This window comes from Nonomuraea sp. NPDC050404, assembly GCF_040655495.1.
In the GTDB taxonomy this organism is placed as follows: Bacteria; Actinomycetota; Actinomycetes; order Streptosporangiales; family Streptosporangiaceae; genus Nonomuraea.
Genome location: NZ_JBFAKB010000022.1, coordinates 141594 through 162735 on the forward strand (window position 1 = coordinate 141594; position 21142 = coordinate 162735).

Consider the following 21142-nt stretch of genomic DNA (forward strand, 5'->3'; position numbering starts at 1 on the left):
GTGGGCAGAAAGGCTGATCGATCATGACAGAACGGCTGCGCGTGGCCGTGCTGGCCGGCGGGCCGTCTCCCGAGCACGAGGTGTCGCTGCAGTCGGCGCAGGCCGTGCTCGACGCCCTGCCCAAGGACCGGTACCTGCCCGTTCCCGTCATCGTCGACCGGCAGGGCAGATGGCCGATCGAGCTGTCCGCCGACGTGGCCGACGTGGTCTTTCCCGTGATGCACGGCCCTTACGGCGAGGACGGCGTCATCCAGGGCCACCTGGAGACGCTGGGCCTGCCGTACGTGGGGTGCGGGGTGCTGGCCTCGGCCGTGGCCATGGACAAGGTCGCGATGCGGCGCTCGTTCCTGGCCGAGGACATCCCCGTCACCCCGCACGTCTGGTTCTCCGAGCACGACTGGCGCGGCACGACCGACCAGGAGGGCCTGGTCAAGTCGCTGGACTGGCCGATGTACGTCAAACCGGCCAACATGGGCTCCTCCATCGGCATCTCCCGCGTCAGTTCCGCCGAGGAACTGCGCGCGGGCGTCGAACTGGCCCTCACCTACGACCGGGTCGTCATCGTCGAGCAGGGTGTGCGGGCGCGGGAGCTGATCTGCGGCGTGCTCGGCGACCACGACACCCCGGTCGCCTCGATGCCGGGCGAACTGCTGGTGAGCGGCGACTGGCTGGACTACGAGGCCAAGTACCTCAGCAGGGCCGAGATCGCCACGATCCCGGTGACGCTGCCCGAGCGGATCGCCGACGAGGTGCGCGAGTTGTCGCTGCGCGCCTACCGGGCGATCGGCGGTTACGGCCTGTCCCGCGTGGACTTCCTCTACGAGGAGGAGACCGGCCGCCTGTACGTGCTGGAGATCAACACCATGCCGGGCTTCACCCCCCGCTCCGTCTACGCCAGGGCCTGGGAGTCCAGCGGGGTCCCTTATCCGGATTTGTTGTGCCGCCTCATCGACCTGGCGCTCGCCCGGAGCGGCGCATGACCCGCCGCGACGATCTGGCGCCCGCCCGGAGCGCCGCGTGAACCACCCCCTCGACCTGGCGCTCGCCCGGAGCGCCGCATGAACCACTCCTTCGACCTGGCGCTCATCAGGAGCAACGCATGATCCCCATGACGCTGGCCGAGATCGCCCGGATCCTCGACGCCGGCCTGCACGACGTGACCGACCCGGAGGCGCTGGTGACGGCGCCCGCGGCGGTGGACTCCCGCGAGGTGGTGCGGGGCGGCCTGTTCGTCGCCACCGCCGGCGCCCGCGTGGACGGCCACGACTACGCCGCCAAGGCCGTGGCCGACGGCGCCACGGCCGTGCTGGCCTCCCGCCCCGTGGGCGTGCCCGCGCTGGTGGTCGAGGACGTGCAGCAGGCACTGGGCGTGCTGGCAGGACACGTGCTCGCGCGTCTCGATCCCACCGTGATCGCCCTGACCGGCTCCGTCGGTAAGACCACCACCAAGGACCTGCTGGCCCAGATCCTGGAACCGCACGCCCCGACGATCGCCACCGACCGCTCGTTCAACAACGAGCTGGGACTGCCGATCACCGTGCTGCGCGCCGGCCCGGAGACCCGGTACCTGGTGCTGGAGATGGGGGCGGGCACGAAGGGCGACCTGACCTACCTGACGGGGATCGCGCCGCCGGACCTGAGCCTGGTGCTCAACGTCGGGGCCGCGCACGTCTCCCGGATGGGCGGCGGCCTGGCCGACGTGGCCGAGGCCAAGGGCGAACTGGTCGAGGCGCTGCGACCCGAAGGGCACGCGCTGCTCAACGCGGACGACCCGTACGTCATGGGCATGGCGGGCCGCACCCGGGGCAAGATCGTGTTGTACGGCAGGACGGCGGAGGCCCCCCTACGCGCCGAGGAGGTGCGGATGGGCGACGCGGCCAGGCCCTCCTTCGACCTGGTGACGCCCACGGGCCGGGCCAGGGTCGAGCTCGGCCTCATCGGCGAGCACCAGGTGGCCAACGCGCTGGCCGCCGCCGCGGCCGCGTACACGCTCGGGCTGTCCGTCGAGCAGATCGCCGGCGGGCTGTCGGCGGCGGGGCCGCGCTCGGCCGGCCGCTTTGAACTGCTCGACGGCACCGACGGCGTCACCGTCATCAACGACGCCTACAACGCCAACCCGGAGTCCATGCGGGCCGGGCTGCGCGCGTTCAAGGCGCTGGCCGGCGACCGCCGTACGATCGCCGTGCTCGGCGGCATGGGGCAGCAGGCCGACGCCTCGCGGTCCCGGCACGCGCAAGTGGGCCGGCTGGTGGCCGAGCTGGGCATCGACGTGCTGATCGCGGTCGGCGAAGAGGACGAGCGCGCCATCGCGGAGGAGGCGCGGCAGGCCGGCGGTGTCGTCGTGCACACGGCAGGGGACGTGCGGGAGGCCGTCGGGCTGGCCACCGGGCTGCTCCGGCCGGGAGACCTGGTGTTCGTCAAGGCGTCCAGCGAATACGGCCTGAGCGCCTGCGCGCTGGAGCTTGCCGCTTTGTGAATGCGTTGACGAACGATATATGCCGCCAAATTAGCGCTTGCTAATATTTTCGGTAATATGTTGGCTTAAGCACAATTTGGCTAACTTGGCCGCTCGCGGCGCTAGAGTTACCGGTATGTCACCAACCATTGATAACGGGTCGGGACTATCGCCTCTGGACTCGCATCTATGAATCTCGAGAAACTCTGCACTAACCCGGACGTAAGGGAGGAGTGCTCTGGGCGCTTGGGCGGACGCCTTCAAGCGGCCAGGCAGCGCGCCTTCGTCGGACGTGAGGAGGAACTCGCCGCCTTCGAGGAGGCGTTGCACAGCGGCGGCAGGGTGCTGTTCGTGCACGGCCCCGGCGGCGTCGGCAAGTCGGCGCTGCTGAAACGCTTCGCCCAGCGTGCCGTGGAGGCCGATCGCAACGTGCTGATGCTGGACGGGCGGATGCTCGACCCGTCGCCCGCTGCCTTCGCCGCCGAGATCGGCACGCTGCTCGCCGACGAGCGGGCGGTGTTGCTGATCGACACCTTCGATCGCATCCACGGTTTGGAGGGCTGGCTGCGCGACAGGTTCCTGCCGACGCTGCCGGTCGGCGCGCTGGTCGTGCTGGCCGGACGGGTGCCGCCGGACATGATGTGGCAGGCCGACCCGGGCTGGGCCGACATGTTGCAGGTCATGGCGCTGGGCGACCTGCGCCCCGCGGACGCCGCCGCGCTGCTGGACTCCCGTGGCGTGGTGGGCGACCTGCGCGATCCGCTGCTCGCCTTCGCCGGCGGGCATCCGCTCGCCCTGTCGCTCGGCGCCGCGGTGGCGATCAAGGACAGCGCCGCCAGCTCCCGCTGGGCGCCCACCCACGACGTGGTCGCCACCCTGCTCGACCAGCTCGTCGGCGAGGTGCCGAGCCCGGCGCATCGGCATGCCCTTGAGGTTTGCGCTCACACGTACATGACCACGGAGGACGTGCTGCGCGCGGTGCTGCCCGAGCAGGACGCGGCGGCGCTGTTCTCCTGGTTGCGGCGGTTGCCGTTCGTCGAGTCGAGCCTGCTCGGACTGTATCCGCACGACGTCGTACGCGAGATACTCGAAGCCGACCTGCGCTGGCGCGACCCGCAGGGCTACGCCGACATGCACCGGCGCATCAAGGCCCACCTCACGCAGCAGATTCGCGCCGCCGACGACGCGGACGTGCTCGGGGCCGTCGGCTCGCTGTTCTACCTGCACCGCGACGAGGACCGGGCGCTGGAGCCGCAGGTCTGGCGCGGTGAGGGCGAGGTGTGCGAGGAGGTCTTCCGCCCGGAGGACACCGAGGACCTGCTGCGCCTGGCCGCCGTGTGGGACGCGGGCACGGTGGCCGCCGTCGCCCACTGGACGGCCCGGCAGCCGCAGGCGTTCCGGCTCTACCGGCGTACCGCGACCGGCGAGCTGGCGGGCGCCTGCGCCTGGCTCCGCCTGGACGCGGAGTCGGAGGCGCGGGCGGACCCGGTCACCGCCACGGCCTGGGCCAACGCCCGCGCCACCGCCCCGCTGCGGCCCGGCGAGCACCTGGCCGTCCACCGGAGCTGGGTGCGCAGGCGCGAGCGTGGCACGTCGCCGGTGGCGAGCATGATGCGGTGGCGGGCCGTGGGCTGGTTCCTGCGTTCGGAGCGCATGGCCTGGTCGTTCCTGGCCGTGCGCGGCGACGACCCCCTGAGCGAGCGCTTGAACATGCACGACCTCGGGGAGCACGCGTGGGAGGGGGACGTGGAGTACAGCCTGCTCGCCCACGACTGGCGGGCCGTGCCCGCGCAGGTCTGGCTCGACCGGCTGCTGCCGACCGGCGCGCAGGAGACCCCGGCCCGGAGTGAGCCGGAGCTGGCGGTGTTGTCCGAGGCGGAGTTCACCGACGCGATCCGCAAGGCCCTGCGTCACCTGTCGAAACACGGGGAGCTGGCCGCCAACCCGCTCATCCGCAGCAGGCTGCTCGCCGGTCGCGCCGACCCGGTCAGGGCCCTGCGCGAACTGCTCGAAGAGGGCATCAGGGACCTGGGCCGGGATCCGCGGGCGGGCAAGCTGCACCGCGCCCTCGACGTCACCTACCTGCGCGGCGCCCCCACCCAGGAGGCCGCCGCCGAGCGTCTCGGCCTGTCCTTCACCACCTACCGCCGGCATCTGATCGCCGGCATCGAACGCATCTGCGAGGACCTCTGGCGCCGCGAACTCTACGGGCCCAACTAAGTGCGCTCAGCCGTTCAAGGCGATGCCAGCTGCGGCCTCGGCGTGCAGCCGGGCGCTGGGCAGCAGCGGGATGGCGGTGTCCTTGTCGCTGATCAGCAGCTCGATCTCGGTGCAGCCGAGTATGACGGCCTCTGCGCCCTGGTCGGCCAGGCCCGCGATGGCCCGTACGTAGGCGTCCCTGGAGGAGGGCCGCAGCATCCCGCGCACCAGCTCATCGAAGATCACCCGATGCACCATCTCGCGCTCGTCCCGCTCCGGGACGAGCACCTCGAAGCCGTGACCGGCCAGCCGATCCACGTAGAAGGACTCCTCCATGGTGAAGCGGGTGCCCAGCAGGCCGACCTTGCGCATCCCCTTGGCGCTCACCTCCGCGCCCACGGCGTCGGCGATGTGCAGCACGGGCACGTTCGCCGCCCGTTCCACCTCGTCGTTGACCCGGCTGAAGGTGTTGCTGCAGATCAGCAGCAGTTCGGCGCCCATGGTCTCCAGCTTGACGCCGGCGTCGGCGAGCATCGCGCCCACCTCGTCCCAGCGGCCGGCGAAGATCAGGTCCTCGACGGTGGTGTAGTCCACCGACCAGATCAGGCTGTTGGCGGAGTGGCTGCCGCCGAGGCGCTCACGTACCCGCTGATTGATGATCTGGTAGTAAATGACCGTTGATTCCCAGCTCAACCCGCCGATCAGCCCGATAGTACGCATGGTCGGCAGGCTAGATGGAGACCCTGTTCATTTCGCAGACCAAAAACTGTCCATTCGGCCGTGGGCGGCTGAGCACTTTTTGGCCAGGAAACGATCTGTCAAGTGGACAGTCAAGGGCTCTACGGTGCTTCCGGTCCAACGAAGGTCACTATCCGGGGGCAAAGGGAGTTTTCCGTTGAAGAGCAAGAGCAGCGGCGTGCTGAGCGCGCTGCTGGCCGTCGGCGCGGTGCTGGGAACCGGCGCGTGCGGAGCGTCCAAGACCGAGTCCACGGGCGCCGCCGACGGCGGATGTGACACGAGCAAGGGCACTCTGGTCGTCGGCGTGATCGCGCCCATGTCGGGCAAACTTTCCACGATCGGGCTGGGGATCCGCAACTCCGTGCAACTCGCGGTCGAGCAGGCCAACGGCAAGTGCGCGGTCAAGGGCTACCGGCTCGCGATGGACGCGCAGGACGACGAGGCCAACCCCGACAAGGGCGCGGCGGCCGCGCAGCGCTTCGCCGACGACCCCAACGTCGTGGGGATCGTGGGGCCGTACAACTCGGGCGTCGCCCGCGCCATCCAGCCGAAGATCGCCGCCGCCAAGCTGCTGCAGATCTCGCCCGGCAACACCGACCCGGTGTTGTCCAGGGGAACCGGCTTCGCCACCGCGCCGAAGCGCCAGTACGACAACTACTTCCGCGTGGTCGGCACCGACGACCTGCAGGGCCCGTTCAACGCCCGCTACCTGGTGGAGCAGGAGGGCAAGAAGAAGCTGGCCATCATCACCGACGGCAAGGCCGTGGGGGAGAGCAGCGCGACGGAGTTCGCCAAGGAGGCCAAGAAGCTCGGCGCCCAGGTCATCATCCGGGAGAAGGTCAACGAGAACGACAGCGACTTCTCCAGCGTGCTGACCAAGGTCAAGGCGGCTCAGCCGGACGCCATCTACGTCGGCACCGAGTACCACGTCGCCGGGCCGCTCAGCAAGCAGGCCAAGGACATCGGGCTGAACGTGCCCGTCTCCGGCACCGACGGCCTGTTCGACCCGCAGTTCATCGCACTCGGCGGCAAGGACGGCGACGTCGCCACGTCGGTCGGCGCGCCGATCGAGAAGCTGGACACCGGCAAGGCGTTCGTGGCGGCGTACAAGGCGAAGAACTTCGCCGACGGCTACGGCGGCTTCGGGGCCTTCGCCTTCGACGCGGCCAACGTGGTCGTCACCTCCGTCGGCAAGGTGACCGCCGCCGGCGACTGGACCGGCGCGCCGGAGCAGCGCACCGAGCTGATCAAGCAGGTCCAGGAGTACAGGAACGACGCCGGCGCCAACGGCACGATCGGATTCGACCAGTACGGCGACAGCGTCAACAAGATGTTCACCGTCTACAAGGTCACGTCCGGTGCGTGGAAGGACGTGCTGAGCGACCGGTTCCAGGCGAAGTGAGCCGTGTCCACCCTGGCCCAGCAGATCGTCAACGGCCTGGTGCTGGGCGCGCTGATCGGTCTCATCGCGCTCGGCTACACCATGGTCTACGGCATCATCCAGCTGATCAACTTCGCACACGGTGAAGTGTTCATGGTGGGCGCGTTCGGCGCCCACTTCACCTGGCGCTACCTGCTCCCCGAGGGCACGCCGTGGTACGTCGGCCTGCCGCTCATGTGCCTCGCGGCCGTGGCGGTGGCCGTCGCGGCCGGGATCGCGATGGAGCGGCTGGCGTACCGGCCGCTGCGCGGCGCGCACAAACTGGCCCCGCTGATCACCGCGCTCGGCGTGTCGATCCTGCTGCAGGAGGTCGTGCGGGTCTTCTACCCGGGCGCGACCGCGCCGCTGGCCTTCCCGCGCGCGTTCGTCGAGGGCCACCTCACGCTCGGCCCGGTGATGATCCTGTGGACGGGGGTGCTGGCCCTGGCCGTCGCGCCGCTGCTGGCCGCCGCGCTGCACCTGTACGTCGAGCGCTCGCGCCTCGGCCGGGCCATGCGCGCCACGGCCCAGGACCCCGACACCGCCCGCCTGATGGGCATCAACCCGGACCGGGTGATCCTGGCGACGTTCGTGATCGGCGCGGCCCTGGCCGGTGCCGGCGCCGTCCTGTACGGCGTGCACTACACCCAGATCGACACCGCCATCGGCTTCCAGAACGGCATCTTCGCCTTCACCGCCGCCGTGCTCGGCGGCATCGGCAACATCCGCGGCGCCATGCTCGGCGCGATGTGCATCGGCCTGGTGAAGTCGCTGGCCGGCCAGTACGCCTGGGGCGGTGCCGCGTACGACTACGTGTGGGTGTTCGTGCTGCTGATCCTGGTGCTGATGTTCCGTCCCCAGGGTTTCCTCGGCCGGCCGGAGAGGGTGCGGGCATGACGACCCTGGACACCCGCCCGGCCACCGATCCCCGGGCCCCGGCGCGCAGGTCGTGGCGTACTGCGCCGGGCGCCGTGCTCGTGCTGGTGGGAGCCCTGCTGCCGTGGGCCACCGTCGTGCTGCCCGGCGGCGCCTACCCCGACCTGGCCACGCTGCAGTTCTTCGACGCCCCGCACCAGGTCACCGGGTTCCGGCTGCACCTGGTCCTGCTGGGGCTGGCCGCGTTCCTGCCCGGGGCGGGCCGGGCCGCCGGTGTCGGCGTGGTCATCGTCGCGCTGGTGCACACCGCGTTCCTGGCCGTGCTGGGCGCGCTGTCGTTCGGCGGCCCGGTGACGCTGGCGGCCGGCGCGCTGCTGATCTGGCTCGGCAGACCCGCACCGGCCCCGGCGCTCAAACTGCCGGGCCGCGCGGTGGCCTGGCCGGTGCTGGTGGCGGCGTTCGCGGCGCTGCTCTGGCTGGTGTCGGCGACGCTGACGGCCGGTGGGCAGAGCCGGGCGACCAACCCGCACGGCGGGGCCGAGTTCCTGGCCTTCCTCGGGTTCGCCGTCGGCCTGATCGGCATCCTGTCCGCGTACGGCGTGCTGACCTGGATCTCCACCCTGGCCGAGCGGCACCGGGCGTTCGGTGTCACGGTCCTGCTGGCCTGCGCGATGTTGTTGCCGCTCACCGAGGCGGGCACGGGTTACTGGATGACGGTGGCCGCCACGATCGGCATCTACGCGGCCACCGCGATCGGGCTCAACATCGTCGTGGGCCTGGCCGGGCTGCTCGACCTGGGCTACGTGGCCTTTCTCGGCATCGGCGCGTTCACCGCGGCGAACCTGGCCCACACGCTGCCCTTCCCGGTCGCCGCGCTGGCGGGCGCGGCGGTGGCCGGCGTGTTCGGCGTGGTGGTGGGCGCGCCCACGCTGCGCGTGCGCGGCGACTACCTGGCGATCGTGACGCTCGCGTTCGGGGAGATCTTCTTCCGCGCGGCGCAGAACGACATCGGCGGGCTGACCGGCGGCGCCAACTCCATTCCCGGGATCCCGCCGATCACCATCTTCGGCCAGGCGTTCAACCAGCCGGTCGGCGGGCTGCCCGCGGGCTTCCTCTACTACGCCGTGACCGTGCTGATGGTGGCCGGCGCGATGGCGGTGCTGGCCAACCTCAAGCACAGCCGCACCGGCCGCGCGTGGCTGGCGATCAGCGAGGACGAGGACGTCGCCAGGGCCATGGGCGTGCGCACCGGACGGGCCAAGATCCTGGCCTTCCTGGTCGGGGCCACGCTGGCGGGCCTGGCCGGCGCGGTCTTCGCGCACAAGCTGGGCACGGTCGGGTACGAGAGCTTCGACTTCAGCGAGTCCGTCACCCTGCTGGCCGCGGTGATCCTCGGCGGCATGGGCACGGTGCCGGGCGCGGTCGTCGGCGCCTCGCTGCTGTTCGTGCTGCCGGAGAAGCTACGCGAGTTCAGCGACTACCGGCTGATGCTCTTCGGCCTCGCCCTCATCCTGATCATGCGTTTCCGTCCCCGGGGGCTGGTGTCCAAGTGACCCTGATCGCAGAGCGCGTCTCCATGTCGTTCGGCGGGCTCGTCGCGCTGAACGAGGTGACGCTCACCGTGCCAGAGCGCCGCATCATCGGCCTCATCGGGCCGAACGGGGCCGGCAAGACCACCCTGTTCAACTGCCTGACCGGCCTGTACGCGCCCACCTCCGGGCGGATCCTGCTGAACGGGCGGCCACTGGCGGCCGATCCCGCCGAGGCCGCCCGTGGCGGGATCGCGCGTACCTTCCAGAACATCCGGCTGTTCGCCGAGATGTCCGCGCTCGGCAACGTGCTCGTCGGCCGGCACACCCGGATCAGGCAGAGCCTGCTGGGCGCGCTCTTCCACGGCCCGCGTTTCCGCAGGAGCGAGGCGGAGGCGGTCGAACGGGCCCGCGCCGAGCTGGGCTTCGTCGGGCTCGACCCCGACGGCGGCGCGCCCGCGCGCAGCCTGGCCTACGGCGACCAGCGGCGTCTGGAGATCGCCAGGGCGCTGGCGGGCGACCCGGCGGTGCTCATGCTCGACGAGCCCACCGCCGGCATGAACGCCATCGAGACGGCCGCCATCCGCGAGCTGATCATCGCCATCAGGAACCGCGGGATCGCCGTGGTGGTGATCGAGCACGACACCAAGTTCATCTTCTCCCTCTGTGATCACGTGCACGTGCTGGTGCGCGGCCGGCTGCTGGTCGAAGGGCCGCCGGCGGACGTACGCGCCGACCCGCGGGTCATCGAGGCCTACCTGGGAGCGGCCTGATGCTCGAAGTGCGCGGACTCGCGGTCGCCTACGGCGCGATCGAGGCGGTCAAGGACGTCAGCTTCACCGTGCGGGAAGGGCAGATCGCCTGCCTGGTCGGGACGAACGGCGCGGGCAAGAGCACCACCCTGCGTACCGTCTCCGGACTGCTGCGCCCGAGCCGCGGCGAGATCCTCTTCCGGGGCAGGCCGATCCACGACCTGCCCGCGCACGCCGTGCTCGCCGCCGGCATCGCCCACTGTCCCGAGGGGCGCAGGTTGTTCGCCGGGATGACCGTCGAGGAGAACCTGCTGCTGGGCGCCCACCTGCGCAGGGACAGTGGCGTCGGGAAGGACATGGAGCGGGTGTACGAGCTGTTCCCCGTGCTGGGGGAGCGGCGGGGGCAGCGGGCCGGGCTGTTCTCCGGCGGTGAGCAGCAGATGCTGGCGATCGGCCGCGCGATGATGGCCAGGCCCAGGCTGCTCATGTTCGACGAGCCGACCATGGGGCTGTCGCCGATCATGATCCAGGCGATCCTGGACACCATCGCGATGCTGCGCGACCGGGGGACGACGGTCCTCATGGTCGAGCAGAACGCCCTGGCCGCGCTCACCCTGGCCGATCAGGGGTACGTGATCGACCTCGGGCGCACGGTGTTGTCCGGGCCGGGAAAGGAACTGCTCGCCGACCCCCGGGTACGCGCGGCCTACCTCGGCTGAGCGGACCCGGGGTGAGTTGCGTGCGGGTGAGCGGTGGCGGGTGTCTCAGGCAGGCGTTCGCCGGCGCGGCGGGTGGCGGCCAGGTAGAGCAGGCACAACACGGCCAGCGCCGCGCTCGCCCCGAGCGCGGCCGGTGCCCTCACGGGCAGGAGCAGCCCGCCGAGCGCCGTGCCCAGCGCGATGCCGAGGTAGAGCGCGGAGCTGTTCAGCCCCACCACCACGGCGGTCTCCTGGGGCGCGGCCGAGATCAGCCGCAGTTGCTGGGCCGGGGTCTGGAACCAGGTGCTCGCGCCCCAGGCCAGCATGAGCAGCCCGGTCAGCGGCAGCCAGTGCAGCCCCGCGCCGGTGGCCCAGGTGAAGGCGGCCAGCGTGAGCGAGAGGGCCGCGAACCCGGCCGACAGCACCTTGACCGGCCCGTGCCGGTCGGCGGCACCACCCGCGATCAGGTTGCCCGCGACGGCGCCGAGACCGTACAGGAACAGCAGCCACATCTCCGACTCCGGCGTGGCGCCCAGGGCGCGCAGCAGCGGGACGGCGTAGGCGTACAGGCCGTAGGCGGCCATCATGCCGATCAGGGTCAGCGGCAGCACCGTCAGGACGCCGGGGTGGTGCAGGGCGGCGAGCCGGGTGCGCAGCGGGACGCTCGGGTTGCCCGGCATGGCCGGCATGACGGCCCGCACGCCGACGGCGCAGATCGCGCAGAGCACGGCGACCAGGCCGAGCGCGGTACGCCAGTCCAGGGTGCGGCCGGCCAGGTTGCCCAGCGGCACACCCAGCGCGGTGGCCACGGTCAGCCCGCCGACCACCACCGCCAGCGCGCGGGCCCGCTGCTCCGGCGGGGCCAGGGCGGCGGCCACGGCCCCCGCGCCGGGGGTGAAGGCGGCGGCTCCCGCGGCGGCCAGCACCCGGGTGAGCATCAGCACCGCGTAGTTGGGCGCGAGCGCCGAGCCGAGGTTGGCCAGCGCGAGCACGACGAGCGCGCCGGTCAGCAGCGCGCGCCGGGGCAGCCGGGCGGTGAACGTGGCCAGCACGGGCGCCAGCAGCGCGTAGGCCACGGCGAACACGGTGGCCGACTGCCCGGCCACGCTCTCGGAGACCCGCAACGAGCCGGCCATGGCCGGCAGGAACCCGGCCACCACGTACGCGTCGGTGCCCACGGCGAACGTGCCGAGACCGAGGACCAGGGTTCTAATCGGGATACGAGACATCCTCATTCCAGTTCTGCGGGGGTAACGGGGAGGGGTGAGTTCGGCGGCGAGTTCCACGCTGCCGCCGGTTCGCGGGGACGGGCTCCGAGTGCGTCAGTCGCGCATGCGCGCGTAGTTGCGGCGTGTGCGCTCACCCGAGCCCGGCGCGCCGTCCATGAGATCGGCGATCGTCTGCCCGGCCAGCTCCCGCCGCCAGGCCAGCTCGGCCCGCCGCATCGCCGTGGAGATCCCGCAGGCACGGCGGAACCGCCCGCCCTCGGCCCCCACGCCGCGCTGGCGGATCTCCTCGCAGCGGAACACCTCGGCGGGCCCCTCCACCGCGGTCACCACGTCGATGATGGTGATCTGCTCGGGCGGGCGCGCCAGGTAGAAGCCGCCTCTGACGCCGGGGGCCGAGGCGAGGATGCCGGCCTTGGTCAGCGCCTGGAGCCGCTTCTTCAGGTACTCCTGCGGCAGGTCGAACCAGGCGGCCAGCTTGCGGATCGACACCGGTCCCTCGTCTTTGAGCCAGCCCAGGGTCACACAGCAGTGCAACCCCCACTCGACTCCTTCGCCCATCTGCACAAAAGGGATATTACACATCCCGGATAGGTCTCGGTGCGCCTTCCGGGTGAATCGGCCACTGGGAAGTTATGTTTCGTAACTGTAAGTAGTCGAATAGGGGGTTCAAGATGACTCAGAACGACATCCAGAACGTGGTGCGCAACATCACGGACTTTCTCCAGCAGACCGCCGAGCGTCAGGACGTGCCGCAGGACGTGCGCGACCGCGCCGGCCAGCTGAGCTCGGGCATGTCCCAGCTCTCCGGCGGATCGGCGTTCTCGATCTAGCGGTAAGCACCAAAGCAACGGCGGCGGCCTTCGCGGGTCACGCGGAGGCCGCCGTGCCGCGCCGTCAGCCGGTCCGCAGCGCGCTGACCGGGGCGGCGACAGGGGTGATCACGCCATCCGCGCCGATCTCGAAGGTCTGGCCGTCATCGGGGTGCCGACGAAGTGCAACTGCATGGCGAGACCTCTGGTGGCCGAGTTATGCGATCACTCTCAGGATGCAATAACTCTGTGTAACCAAAAGACACTCTTGGCTGGCGATGCAACCTCCGGTGAGGCCGGGGCTGTCTTCGCCATGTGAATCCCGACGTTGATCTGTCCGTCGTCATCCCCGCCTACAACGAGGAACGCCGGCTGGCGCACACGCTCGCCCGCGTCGCCGGCCATCTCCGTACCACCCCGCTGAGCTGGGAAGTCGTCGTGGTCGACGACGGATCGGCCGACGGGACCGCCGCCGTGGCCGCCGGGGAGCCCGGCGTGCGCGTGTTGCGCCTGCCCGCCAACCACGGGAAGGGCCGGGCCGTACGCGAGGGCGTCCTGGCCACCACGGGGCGGCAGGTGCTGGTCTGCGACGCGGACCTGGCCACCCCCATCGAGGACCTGGACGGCCTGCGCGCGGCCCTGGCCGACGGAGCCGACGCCGCCGTCGGGTCCAGGGCCGTCCCCGGCGCGCGCATCGAGGCCAGGCAGCCGTGGCCGAGGGAACTGGCGGGCGTGCTGGCCAACGTCCTGATCAGGCTGCTGGTGGTGCCCGGGGTGGCCGACACGCAGTGCGGGTTCAAGCTGTTCGACGGGGACAGGGCCAGGGCCGTCTTCCGTACGGGCCGGGTGGCGGGCTGGGGCGCCGACGCCGAGATCCTGCACGCCTTCCTGGCGCGCGGCTGGCGGGTGCGCGAGGTGCCCGTCCGCTGGTCGCACCGGCGGGACTCCAAGGTGCGCGCGCACCAGTACCTGGTGACGCTGGGCGAGGTGCTGCTGATCCCGCTGCGTGGCGCTGTCGCCGTCAGGGACGCGGGCGTGGCGGCCGGGTTCCTGCTGCTCTCCTTCCTCCTGTACGCCCACCTGTGGGCCGACCCCTGGAACCGCTACCTGACGGACGGCGGCCAGGACCAGAACCAGTGGGAGTGGTTCTTCGCCGTCACCGCGCACAACCTCACGAACCTGGACGGCCTGCTGTTCACCACGCTGCAGAACCATCCGGACGGCGTGAACCTCATGGCCAACACGGCCATGCTGGGCCTGTCGGTGCCGCTGGCCCCGCTGACGCTCACGCTCGGGCCGTCGATCACCTGGGCGGTCGTGCTGACGTTCGGGCTGGCCGCCACGGGCGCCGCCTGGTACGCGCTGTTCCTGCGGCACCTCACCCGCTCGTGGCAGGCCGCGGCCGTCGGGGCGCTCGTGTGCGCGTTCGCCCCGCCCGTCGTCTCGCACGCCAACGCCCACCCGAACCTCGTCGTGCTCTTCGTCATCCCGCTGATCATCGGCAGGCTGTTGCTGCTGGCCGGGCGGGCGCACGTCACCCGCGACGGCCTGGTGCTCGGGCTGCTCATCTCCTACCAGGTCTACCTGGGTGAGGAGGCGCTGCTGCTGGCCGCCACCGGCTTGGCCGTCTTCGCGGCGGCGTACACGATGGTGTGCCCGGACACGGCCCGCGCGGCGCTGCGCCCCCTGGCGGCGGGGCTGGCGCTGGCCGCCACGACCGGACTCGCGCTCACCGGGCCCGCGCTGGTCTTCCAGTTCGCCGGGCCGCAGAGTTACGCGAGCCTGATCCACGGGCCCGCGGGCAACGACGTGCGCGCGCTGGTGGAGCACGCGGGCCGGTCGCTGGCCGGGGACGCGGGCGTGGCGGCGTCCCTGTCCATGAACCTCACCGAGCAGAACGCCTTCTTCGGCTGGCCGCTGCTCATCCTGACCTGCGGGATTGTCATCTGGTTACGCCGCAGGGCGGTCGTGCTGGCGCTGGCGGCGGTGATCGCCGGGTCGGCGCTGCTGTCGCTCGGCCCGGAGATCGTCTTCTACGGCTGGCGCACCGGCATTCCCGGGCCGTGGCTGGTCATGTCGCGCCTGCCGCTGTTCGAGTCGGTGGTGGAGTCGCGCTTCACGATGGTGTGCGTGCCGGCCATCGGCGCGCTGCTGGCCATCGCCGCCGACCACGCGCTGGCCGCCGCGAGAGCCCTGCCGCGCACGCCCGTACGGGTGCTGCTCTGCCTGGCGCTGACCCAGGCGCTGCTGCCCCTGGCGCCCACGCCGATCGCCGCCGCCGACCGCGCCCCCGCGCCGGCCTTCTTCGCCGGCGGAGTCTGGCGCGAGCACGTGCGTCCCGGCCGCTCCCTGGTGACCGCGCCGCCGCCCGACGCGGCCGACGCCACACCGCTGCGCTGGCAGGTGGCGGCGGGGCTGGGCTTCCCGCTGGTGGAGGGGTACTTCGCCGGCCCGTACGGGCCGGAGCGGCAGGGCGTCTACGGCGCACCGCCGCGCGCCACATCCGGCCTGCTGCGCGAGGTGCGCGACACCGGGCGGGTGCCGCGCGTGACGGCGGAGCACCGCGCAAGCGCCCGCGCGGACCTGGCCTTCTGGCGGGCCGACGCCGTCGTGCTCGGCCCGCACGACCGGCAGGCCGCGCTGCACGCCACGCTCACCGCCCTGCTGGGCCCGGGCCGTCAGGTGGCGGGCGTGTGGGTGTGGAATGTTCGCGCCATCGTGCAACCTTCCACGGCTCCGGGGCTGTCGTAGCAGATGACCACGAGCGAGGAGACGGCCAGCGGTGCGACCGGACGAGGAGCGAGACTACGTCGCGTACGTCGAGGCGCGGCTGCCTGCCCTGCGCCGCCTCGCCTGCTACCTGTGCAAGGACGAGCACCGCGCCGACGATCTCGTACAGAACACGATCACCCGCCTGTACGTGCGCTGGAACCGCGCCCGCGAGGCCCGCGACCTGCACCGCTACGTCGACAAGATGTTGTTGCGCACCTTTCTCAACGAGCAGCGGCTGGGCTGGTGGACGCGGGTGTGGCTGACCGACGGGCCGCGCGACCTGCCAGGACCGGGCGACGACCCGGAGACACGGGTGGTGGTGCGCGCCGCGCTCGCCCGGGTGCCGCCGCGCCAGCGCGCGGTGCTCGTGCTGCGGTTCCTGTGCGATCTGCCGGTGACGGAGGTGGCCGAACTGCTGGGCTGCTCGGCGGGGAACGTGAAGAGCCAGTCCGCGCGCGGCCTGGCGCGGCTGCGCGAACTGCTCGACGTGGGGGAGTTCACGAAGGAAGAGGTGGGTGGGCATGAATCCCGATGACCGGTGCGGCTCGCCCTCGGAGTTGCTCCAACCGCTGCGTGACGCCGGGCCGGGGGCTGGCGGCGGCGTGGACGTCGGGCGGGCCGTGCGTGCCGGGCGCCGCCGGGTGCGCACCAGGCGGGCCGCCGCGGTGGCCGCATCCGTGGCGGCCACGCTCGCCATCGTCGTGCCCTCGGCCCTGTGGCCGCGCACGGAACCGCCCGTGACGCCGGCGGCCCCGGTCACGGCGGACCCGCGGGCGTTCGAGGTCTCGACCCCCGCCTTCGTGGTGGGCTCGGCCGGCGGGTTCACCCCGGACACGTACGAGACCGGCCGTTATCAGCAGGTCATCACGCTGCGTTCCGCCGACCCCGCGCGCCGGGACACGGCGGTCATCACCATGTACGCCCCCGGCCGCCTCCAGCCGGGCGGCGACCCCCTCCCGCCCGTCAACGGCCGCCGGGCCCGCTCGACGTCCGGCGGCGTGGCCTGGGAGTGGGCGCCCGGCGCCTGGGGCACCGTGACCCTGCGCGAACCGGACCGGGACAAGGCGCACCGGGTGGCGCAGAGCGTGCTCGCCCGCCCCGGCCGGCCCGTGACCGTGCCCTTCACCGTCGATCAGCGGGCGATCGGCCCCGGTCGCGGCCTGGTCGGCGTCGTGACCTCGTACGCGGACACGGGGGTGGCGGTCAAGTACGCCGCCGGCGACCTGACCGGCGACCGGGTCGAGGTCGGCCTGCGCCCGTCACGGCCGTCCACCCCGCCCAACGCGGAGCTGGACGGGACACCCGCGGTGATCACGCCTTCGGAAGTGGTGCTGCTGCCCGAGGGCGAGCGGTACGCGGTCTACGCGCGCGGCGGGGACGAGGCGACCAGGCGTGCCCTCGTCACCGCCGTCACCCCGAGGTGACCTCAGGACAGCCGGCACGTCGCCGACTGCGACCACTGGGTGGCCGGAGGCTCCCCCACGACCTGGTTGTAGTCCGGGTACTTCCACTGGCACACCGCCGTCACCGTGACCTCCGTGTCGGTCCCGGCGCACTTCATGTTCCCCCACAGGCCGGCGAACGAGGTCGAGTGGCCCTGCGCGTTGCAGTAGCTGTTGACGTCCAGGTACGTGACCGTGCCCGTGGAGGGCTCGGGCGCCGGCCTGCTGGGCTCGCTCGTCTTGCGGGTGTGTGTCTTGCTGGGCGACGGCTTGGCGGAGGGGGACGGGGACTTCTTCGGGCGGCGCGTCGGCCTGGGCGTCTGCTTGGGGGTCTTGGGGGCGATGGCCCGGCTCGGCGTCGGGTCCTTGGGCGGGGCCGTGGACCTGCGGGGCTTCCTCGTGGGGGAGGCCAGGTCGCTGGCCTTGTCGGGAGATGGCGTGATGGACGGCTCGGGCCCGGTGGGTGTGGGGGTGGGCGTCGGGGTGGGCGAGGCGGCCGGGGGCGGGACGGAGGTGATCGGCGCCGAGCCCGCCGTCTGCCGCTGGGCCATGGCGGGCCCGAGGGCGTACAGGCCGATGCCGGCGGCGACGACCAGGGCCGCCGCCGAGGAGAGCGCGATGAGCGTACGGCGGCGGGCGGGTGTGCTCCGCTGCCCGCCGAGAGTGGCGCCCGGCGCGGCGTCCTGCCAGGTGGGGACGGGCAGGGCGCGCAGCCGTTCGGTCACCTGGGACGCCGTGGGCCGCAGCGCCGGATCCTTGGCCAGGCACTCCCGCAGCAGTTGACGGAACCGCCCCTCGAACCGGCTCAGGTCCGGCTCGCTCTGCAGGACCGAGTGCAGCGTGGCGGGGATGCCCTCCCCGCCGAAGGCCCGCTCGCCCGTGGCCGCGTAGTACATGGTCGCGGCCCAGGCGAACAGGTCGGCGGGCGGCCCCACCTCGCCGTCAGCGATCTGCTCCGGCGCCATGTACGCGGGGCTGCCGATCGGCTGGCTGCTGACCAGCGACTGGCTCAGGTCCAGCGCCTTGGCGATGCCGAAGTCGATCACCACGGGCCCGTCGGGGCCGAGCAGCACGTTGCCCGGCTTGAAGTCCCTGTGCACCACCCCGGCCGCGTGGATCGCGGTCAGCGCCGTCGCGGTGTTGATCGCCAGCCGCTGCAGCGCCGCCGCGCCGCGCGGCCCGCTCTCCTTTACCGAGTCCTGCAGGGAGGGCCCGTCCACGAACTCGCTGACGATGTACGGCCTGGCGCCCACGAAGCCCGAGTCGAGCATCTGCGCGGTGCAGAACGGCGCCACCCGCTTGGCCGTGCGGACCTCCCGCAGGAAGCGTTCGCGGGCGTTGTCGTCGGTGACCAGGTGCGGGTGCAGCAGCTTGACCGCGACGAGCACGCCGTCGGGGGCCCGGCCGGCGTACACCGTGCCCTGCCCGCCCGTGCCGAGCCGCCCTTCCAGCCGGTACGGGCCCACGCTCTGCGGGTCTTCCGGGAGCAGGGTCAGCAGTTCCGGCACTGGGCCCCGCCTTGCCGATGCGTGTGTTGAGCGCGGTCCTCGACTGGGGGATGCGTGTTCGGAGCGCGGTCCTCGACTGGGGGATGCGTGTTCGGAGCGCGGTCCTCGACTCGGGGATGCGTGTTCAGAGTGCGGCCCTCGACTCGGGGATCGGCCCGCCGGGCGGGAGCTTGGCGACCAGCCCTTCCGCGGTCGCAGTGAGTACGAACACGAAGTAGTCCTCCGGGGTGTGCTGGGGGATGCCGGCCGTGGCCTGCCGCAGGAGCTCCGAGCCGGCCATCGCGGCCAGCGCCTCGTCCACGGCGGGCGACCCGAGCAGGGCCGCCCGATCCTGCTCGGCGACGGTCGCGCCGATGGCCGTGGTGGCGATCGCGGAGCTGAGCACGGTGGCGGCCGCCGGGTCGTAGCCGCGCCTGCCCAGGGCGGTGATCTGGTGTTCGAGCAGCCGGATGCCCGACTGCCCGCGCGGGAACAGCCGCTGCATGTACCGGGCGCATCCCGGACGTTCGAGCGTGAAGCGCCGCAGTTGCCCGGCGAAGCCGACGAGGTGCGGGACGAGCGGTTCCGCCGGGTCGTCGACCAGGTGCAGCTCCGCCAGGATCGCCTCGCCGACCAGGCTCTCCAGCGCCGAACGGCTGCGTACGTGCCGGTAGATCGCCGCCGTCGTGACGCCGAGCGCGTCGGCCACGCTCTGCATGCTCAGCTCGACCAGGCCGATCCTGACCCCGGCCGCGATCACGTCGTCGAGGGTGAAGGTGGCAGTGCGCCCGCCGGTCCTCATGGGTGCGCCTTCCTTAGTTACGCCCCCTAACTTAGAAGAAATGATCAGGCCGCCGCAAGGTCGCCGGGGCGGTTCGTACCACATGCTGGAAGTTGAGGTGATGAACATGACTGATGACCTGTCGTCCTATCAGCATCCCGAATTTGCCCGCGCCTACGTCGGCGCCTCCGCCATCGGCGACCGGCGTGGGGCCCGCGAGCACCGCGTACGGCTCCTGTCCGGTCTGGCGGGCCGGGTGATCGAGGTCGGCGCCGGCAACGGCCGCAATTTCCCGCACTATCCCGAGGCCGTCACCGAGGTCGTCGCCGTCGAACCCGAGAACACCCTGCGGCGCTTCGGCGGCACCGCGGCCGCCTCCGCCCCCGTGCCGGTCTCCATGGTGGCCGGGCACGCGGACGTGCTGCCCGGCGAGGCCGGGACGTACGACGCCGCCGTGGTGTCGCTCGTGTTGTGCACCGTGCCCTCGCCGGCGGCGGCGCTGGCCGAGATCGCGCGGGTGCTCAAGCCCGGCGGTGAGTTGCGCTTCTACGAGCACGTGCGATCGTCGCGTGCGGTGTTCGGCCTGCTGGAGGACGCGATCGCGCCGTTGTGGTCGCGGCTGGCCGGCGGATGCAGGCCCAACCGCGACGCGCTCGCCGAGATCCGGCGGGCCGGGTTCGCCGTGGATGAGGTGGAACGGTTCGCCTTCGCGCCGCAGGCGCTCATGCCGAAGGTCGCGCACCTGCTCGGCCGCGCCCACCTGACCTGACCGGCCTCAGCACGCCCAGACCGATCGCGGCGAGAGTCAGGGCCGCGCCAATGACGCTGTGGGGCGTGGTCGTGCCGCGCGTGAACCTGAGAGGGGGCCGCTCCGACTGTTCTGGGTGACGGGAGGACGTGATGAGCGATGAACTGCTGGTGGTGCGGGCCCAACTGGGTGAGCGGGCGGCGCTGGCCGAGCTGGTGGAGCGGTGGCGGGTGCCGGTGTGGCGGTACGTACGCCGCATGCTCGACGCGGAGCGGGCCGACGACGTGGCCCAGGAGGTCTGGCTGGCCGTGATCCGGGGGCTGCCCCGGCTGCGCGAGCCGGCCCGGTTCGCGCCCTGGTTGTTCACCATCGCCCGCCGCTCGGTGACCGATCGCCTGCGCGGTGAGTACGCGGGGGAGCACGAGACGGTCGAGGCCGGCGAGGTGGTCACCGACGATCCGGTGGAGGCCATCGTGGACCGCGCCGAACTGGTGAGCCTGCTCGCCGGCCTGCCGGTGCTGGAGCGGGAGATCCTCGTCCTGTTCTACCTGGAGGACCTGTCGGTGGAGGACTGCGCGCAGATCTGCCGGGTCCCGGCCGGCACGGTCAAGTCCCGGCTCAACCGGGCGCGTCGGCTGTTGCGTACACGTATGGAGGAGAAGGGATCACGGCCATGACCGAAGAGGAGCCGCGTCTGTCCGCCGAGGAGATGCTCAGGCGGCTGGATCCGTCACTGTCCCCCATGAAGCGCGTCCGTGCGGTGGCGGCGCTGGTCGCCGGGCTGGCGGGGGCGGTGTTCGTGGCCGCGTTGTGGGGCGGCGAGCCCGGGCCGCTGCCGGGGAGCACTCAGCTGGCGTTCGGCCTGCTCGCCGGGTTCTGCCTGGCCTGGGCGGGTTACGGGGGGTGGTTGCTGACCCGCCGGGTTCCGCTGTTCGCCACCGACCGGGTGATCGCCGCCTGGATCGGCCTGGCCGCCTCCACCGCCACGACCGCCGTACTGACCGTGGTGGCCGTTCAGCGCGGCAGCGGGCTGGGGCCGGCGCTGGGCGGGGTGTTCGTGCTGGTGGCGCTGGTGCTGACCGTGCGCGCCCACACTCGCAGGGCCGAGCTGCTGCGCCGGGCGCGCGAGCTGGGGCACGGGGAGTGAGACGCGGGCTCTGGGTACGTGAGCTGGGCTTGCCGGGCTTTGGTCGTGTGAGCTGGGCCT

20 protein-coding genes are annotated in these 21142 nt (G+C 72.1%); 15 read left to right on the forward strand and 5 right to left on the reverse strand.

The window, feature by feature from the left end; genetic code table 11:
- Window positions 1-23 precede the first annotated feature (23 nt).
- From AB0I81_RS44965 to AB0I81_RS44975, 3 genes are all read left to right on the forward strand, one after another.
- Window positions 24-980: a D-alanine--D-alanine ligase family protein gene (locus AB0I81_RS44965; protein WP_360671242.1), complete on the forward strand. Its 957-nt coding sequence runs from the start codon at window positions 24-26 to the stop codon at window positions 978-980.
- Window positions 981-1099: 119 nt separating this feature from the next.
- Entirely contained in the window at window positions 1100-2476 is a 1377-nt protein-coding gene (gene murF / locus AB0I81_RS44970; protein ID WP_360671245.1) for a UDP-N-acetylmuramoyl-tripeptide--D-alanyl-D-alanine ligase, read from the forward strand.
- Between the two features lie 225 nt (window positions 2477-2701).
- Window positions 2702-4675, forward strand: coding sequence for an AAA family ATPase (locus tag AB0I81_RS44975; RefSeq protein ID WP_360671247.1), 1974 nt, complete (start codon window positions 2702-2704; stop codon window positions 4673-4675).
- Window positions 4676-4681: 6 nt separating this feature from the next.
- Here the strand turns inward: AB0I81_RS44975 and AB0I81_RS44980 are convergent, their stop codons facing one another.
- A complete protein-coding gene (locus AB0I81_RS44980; protein WP_360671250.1) occupies window positions 4682-5374 on the reverse strand; it encodes an aspartate/glutamate racemase family protein in 693 nt (230 codons plus the stop codon).
- Between the two features lie 175 nt (window positions 5375-5549).
- Here AB0I81_RS44980 and AB0I81_RS44985 point away from each other — a divergent pair, with 175 nt between their 5' ends.
- Genes AB0I81_RS44985 through AB0I81_RS45005 form a run of 5 tightly spaced genes read left to right on the forward strand, consistent with a single transcriptional unit; the run spans window position 5550 to window position 10688 of the window.
- On the forward strand, window positions 5550-6794 hold the full coding sequence (locus AB0I81_RS44985; RefSeq protein ID WP_360671253.1) for a branched-chain amino acid ABC transporter substrate-binding protein: 1245 nt from the start codon (window positions 5550-5552) through the stop codon (window positions 6792-6794).
- A gap of 3 nt (window positions 6795-6797) precedes the next feature.
- A complete protein-coding gene (locus AB0I81_RS44990; RefSeq protein ID WP_360671255.1) occupies window positions 6798-7709 on the forward strand; it encodes a branched-chain amino acid ABC transporter permease in 912 nt (303 codons plus the stop codon).
- The gene (locus tag AB0I81_RS44995; protein WP_360671258.1) at window positions 7706-9241 is read left to right on the forward strand and encodes a branched-chain amino acid ABC transporter permease; all 1536 of its coding nucleotides are present in this window, start codon (window positions 7706-7708) and stop codon (window positions 9239-9241) included. The genes AB0I81_RS44990 and AB0I81_RS44995 overlap by 4 nt, the downstream gene beginning before the upstream one ends.
- On the forward strand, window positions 9238-9990 hold the full coding sequence (locus tag AB0I81_RS45000; RefSeq protein WP_360671261.1) for an ABC transporter ATP-binding protein: 753 nt from the start codon (window positions 9238-9240) through the stop codon (window positions 9988-9990). The genes AB0I81_RS44995 and AB0I81_RS45000 overlap by 4 nt, the downstream gene beginning before the upstream one ends.
- On the forward strand, window positions 9990-10688 hold the full coding sequence (locus AB0I81_RS45005) for an ABC transporter ATP-binding protein (protein WP_360671264.1): 699 nt from the start codon (window positions 9990-9992) through the stop codon (window positions 10686-10688). Before AB0I81_RS45000 ends, AB0I81_RS45005 begins: the two co-directional genes overlap by 1 nt.
- On the opposite strand, the gene AB0I81_RS45010 is transcribed toward AB0I81_RS45005, so the two are convergent.
- Both AB0I81_RS45010 and AB0I81_RS45015 read right to left on the reverse strand, forming a co-directional pair.
- Window positions 10676-11896, reverse strand: coding sequence for an MFS transporter (locus tag AB0I81_RS45010; protein WP_360671267.1), 1221 nt, complete (start codon window positions 11894-11896; stop codon window positions 10676-10678). The two genes, AB0I81_RS45005 and AB0I81_RS45010, sit on opposite strands and share 13 nt — an antisense overlap.
- 93 nt (window positions 11897-11989) lie before the next feature.
- A complete protein-coding gene (locus tag AB0I81_RS45015) occupies window positions 11990-12454 on the reverse strand; it encodes an Rrf2 family transcriptional regulator (protein ID WP_360671485.1) in 465 nt (154 codons plus the stop codon).
- Window positions 12455-12567: 113 nt separating this feature from the next.
- Here AB0I81_RS45015 and AB0I81_RS45020 point away from each other — a divergent pair, with 113 nt between their 5' ends.
- The 4 genes from AB0I81_RS45020 (at window position 12568) to AB0I81_RS45035 (ending at window position 16901) form a co-directional block, all read left to right on the forward strand.
- Window positions 12568-12726 (forward strand): hypothetical protein, encoded by a 159-nt coding sequence (locus tag AB0I81_RS45020; RefSeq protein ID WP_360671270.1) that lies wholly within the window; start codon window positions 12568-12570, stop codon window positions 12724-12726.
- A 294-nt stretch (window positions 12727-13020) separates the two neighbouring features.
- Window positions 13021-15456: a dolichyl-phosphate beta-glucosyltransferase gene (locus tag AB0I81_RS45025; RefSeq protein ID WP_360671273.1), complete on the forward strand. Its 2436-nt coding sequence runs from the start codon at window positions 13021-13023 to the stop codon at window positions 15454-15456.
- A 31-nt stretch (window positions 15457-15487) separates the two neighbouring features.
- The gene (locus AB0I81_RS45030) at window positions 15488-16012 is read left to right on the forward strand and encodes a SigE family RNA polymerase sigma factor (protein WP_360671276.1); all 525 of its coding nucleotides are present in this window, start codon (window positions 15488-15490) and stop codon (window positions 16010-16012) included.
- The gene (locus AB0I81_RS45035) at window positions 15999-16901 is read left to right on the forward strand and encodes a hypothetical protein (RefSeq protein WP_360671279.1); all 903 of its coding nucleotides are present in this window, start codon (window positions 15999-16001) and stop codon (window positions 16899-16901) included. Before AB0I81_RS45030 ends, AB0I81_RS45035 begins: the two co-directional genes overlap by 14 nt.
- A gap of 2 nt (window positions 16902-16903) precedes the next feature.
- Here the strand turns inward: AB0I81_RS45035 and AB0I81_RS45040 are convergent, their stop codons facing one another.
- Together AB0I81_RS45040 and AB0I81_RS45045 are read right to left on the reverse strand one after the other, a co-directional pair.
- Complete coding sequence (locus AB0I81_RS45040) at window positions 16904-18427, reverse strand: serine/threonine-protein kinase (protein WP_360671283.1); 1524 nt, start codon at window positions 18425-18427, stop codon at window positions 16904-16906.
- A 124-nt stretch (window positions 18428-18551) separates the two neighbouring features.
- A complete protein-coding gene (locus tag AB0I81_RS45045) occupies window positions 18552-19208 on the reverse strand; it encodes a TetR/AcrR family transcriptional regulator (protein WP_360671286.1) in 657 nt (218 codons plus the stop codon).
- A 106-nt stretch (window positions 19209-19314) separates the two neighbouring features.
- Here AB0I81_RS45045 and AB0I81_RS45050 point away from each other — a divergent pair, with 106 nt between their 5' ends.
- The 3 genes from AB0I81_RS45050 to AB0I81_RS45060 all read left to right on the forward strand — a co-directional run bounded on the left by AB0I81_RS45050 (window position 19315) and on the right by AB0I81_RS45060 (window position 21082).
- Complete coding sequence (locus tag AB0I81_RS45050; protein WP_360671289.1) at window positions 19315-19956, forward strand: class I SAM-dependent methyltransferase; 642 nt, start codon at window positions 19315-19317, stop codon at window positions 19954-19956.
- A gap of 131 nt (window positions 19957-20087) precedes the next feature.
- On the forward strand, window positions 20088-20612 hold the full coding sequence (locus AB0I81_RS45055) for a sigma-70 family RNA polymerase sigma factor (protein WP_360671292.1): 525 nt from the start codon (window positions 20088-20090) through the stop codon (window positions 20610-20612).
- Entirely contained in the window at window positions 20609-21082 is a 474-nt protein-coding gene (locus AB0I81_RS45060; RefSeq protein ID WP_360671294.1) for a hypothetical protein, read from the forward strand. Before AB0I81_RS45055 ends, AB0I81_RS45060 begins: the two co-directional genes overlap by 4 nt.
- The last annotated feature ends 60 nt before the right edge of the window (window positions 21083-21142 follow it).

Coding starts and splice junctions, on each gene's coding strand:
- AB0I81_RS44965 (WP_360671242.1), top strand. CDS start 24: ATGACAGAACGGCTGCGCGTGGCCGTGCTGGCCGGCGGGCCGTCTCCC.
- murF (WP_360671245.1), top strand. CDS start 1,100: ATGATCCCCATGACGCTGGCCGAGATCGCCCGGATCCTCGACGCCGGC.
- AB0I81_RS44980 (WP_360671250.1), bottom strand. CDS start 5,374: ATGCGTACTATCGGGCTGATCGGCGGGTTGAGCTGGGAATCAACGGTC.
- AB0I81_RS44995 (WP_360671258.1), top strand. CDS start 7,706: ATGACGACCCTGGACACCCGCCCGGCCACCGATCCCCGGGCCCCGGCG.
- AB0I81_RS45005 (WP_360671264.1), top strand. CDS start 9,990: ATGCTCGAAGTGCGCGGACTCGCGGTCGCCTACGGCGCGATCGAGGCG.
- AB0I81_RS45010 (WP_360671267.1), bottom strand. CDS start 11,896: ATGTCTCGTATCCCGATTAGAACCCTGGTCCTCGGTCTCGGCACGTTC.
- AB0I81_RS45015 (WP_360671485.1), bottom strand. CDS start 12,454: ATGGGCGAAGGAGTCGAGTGGGGGTTGCACTGCTGTGTGACCCTGGGC.
- AB0I81_RS45020 (WP_360671270.1), top strand. CDS start 12,568: ATGACTCAGAACGACATCCAGAACGTGGTGCGCAACATCACGGACTTT.
- AB0I81_RS45035 (WP_360671279.1), top strand. CDS start 15,999: ATGAATCCCGATGACCGGTGCGGCTCGCCCTCGGAGTTGCTCCAACCG.
- AB0I81_RS45045 (WP_360671286.1), bottom strand. CDS start 19,208: ATGAGGACCGGCGGGCGCACTGCCACCTTCACCCTCGACGACGTGATC.
- AB0I81_RS45050 (WP_360671289.1), top strand. CDS start 19,315: ATGACTGATGACCTGTCGTCCTATCAGCATCCCGAATTTGCCCGCGCC.
- AB0I81_RS45055 (WP_360671292.1), top strand. CDS start 20,088: ATGAGCGATGAACTGCTGGTGGTGCGGGCCCAACTGGGTGAGCGGGCG.
- AB0I81_RS45060 (WP_360671294.1), top strand. CDS start 20,609: ATGACCGAAGAGGAGCCGCGTCTGTCCGCCGAGGAGATGCTCAGGCGG.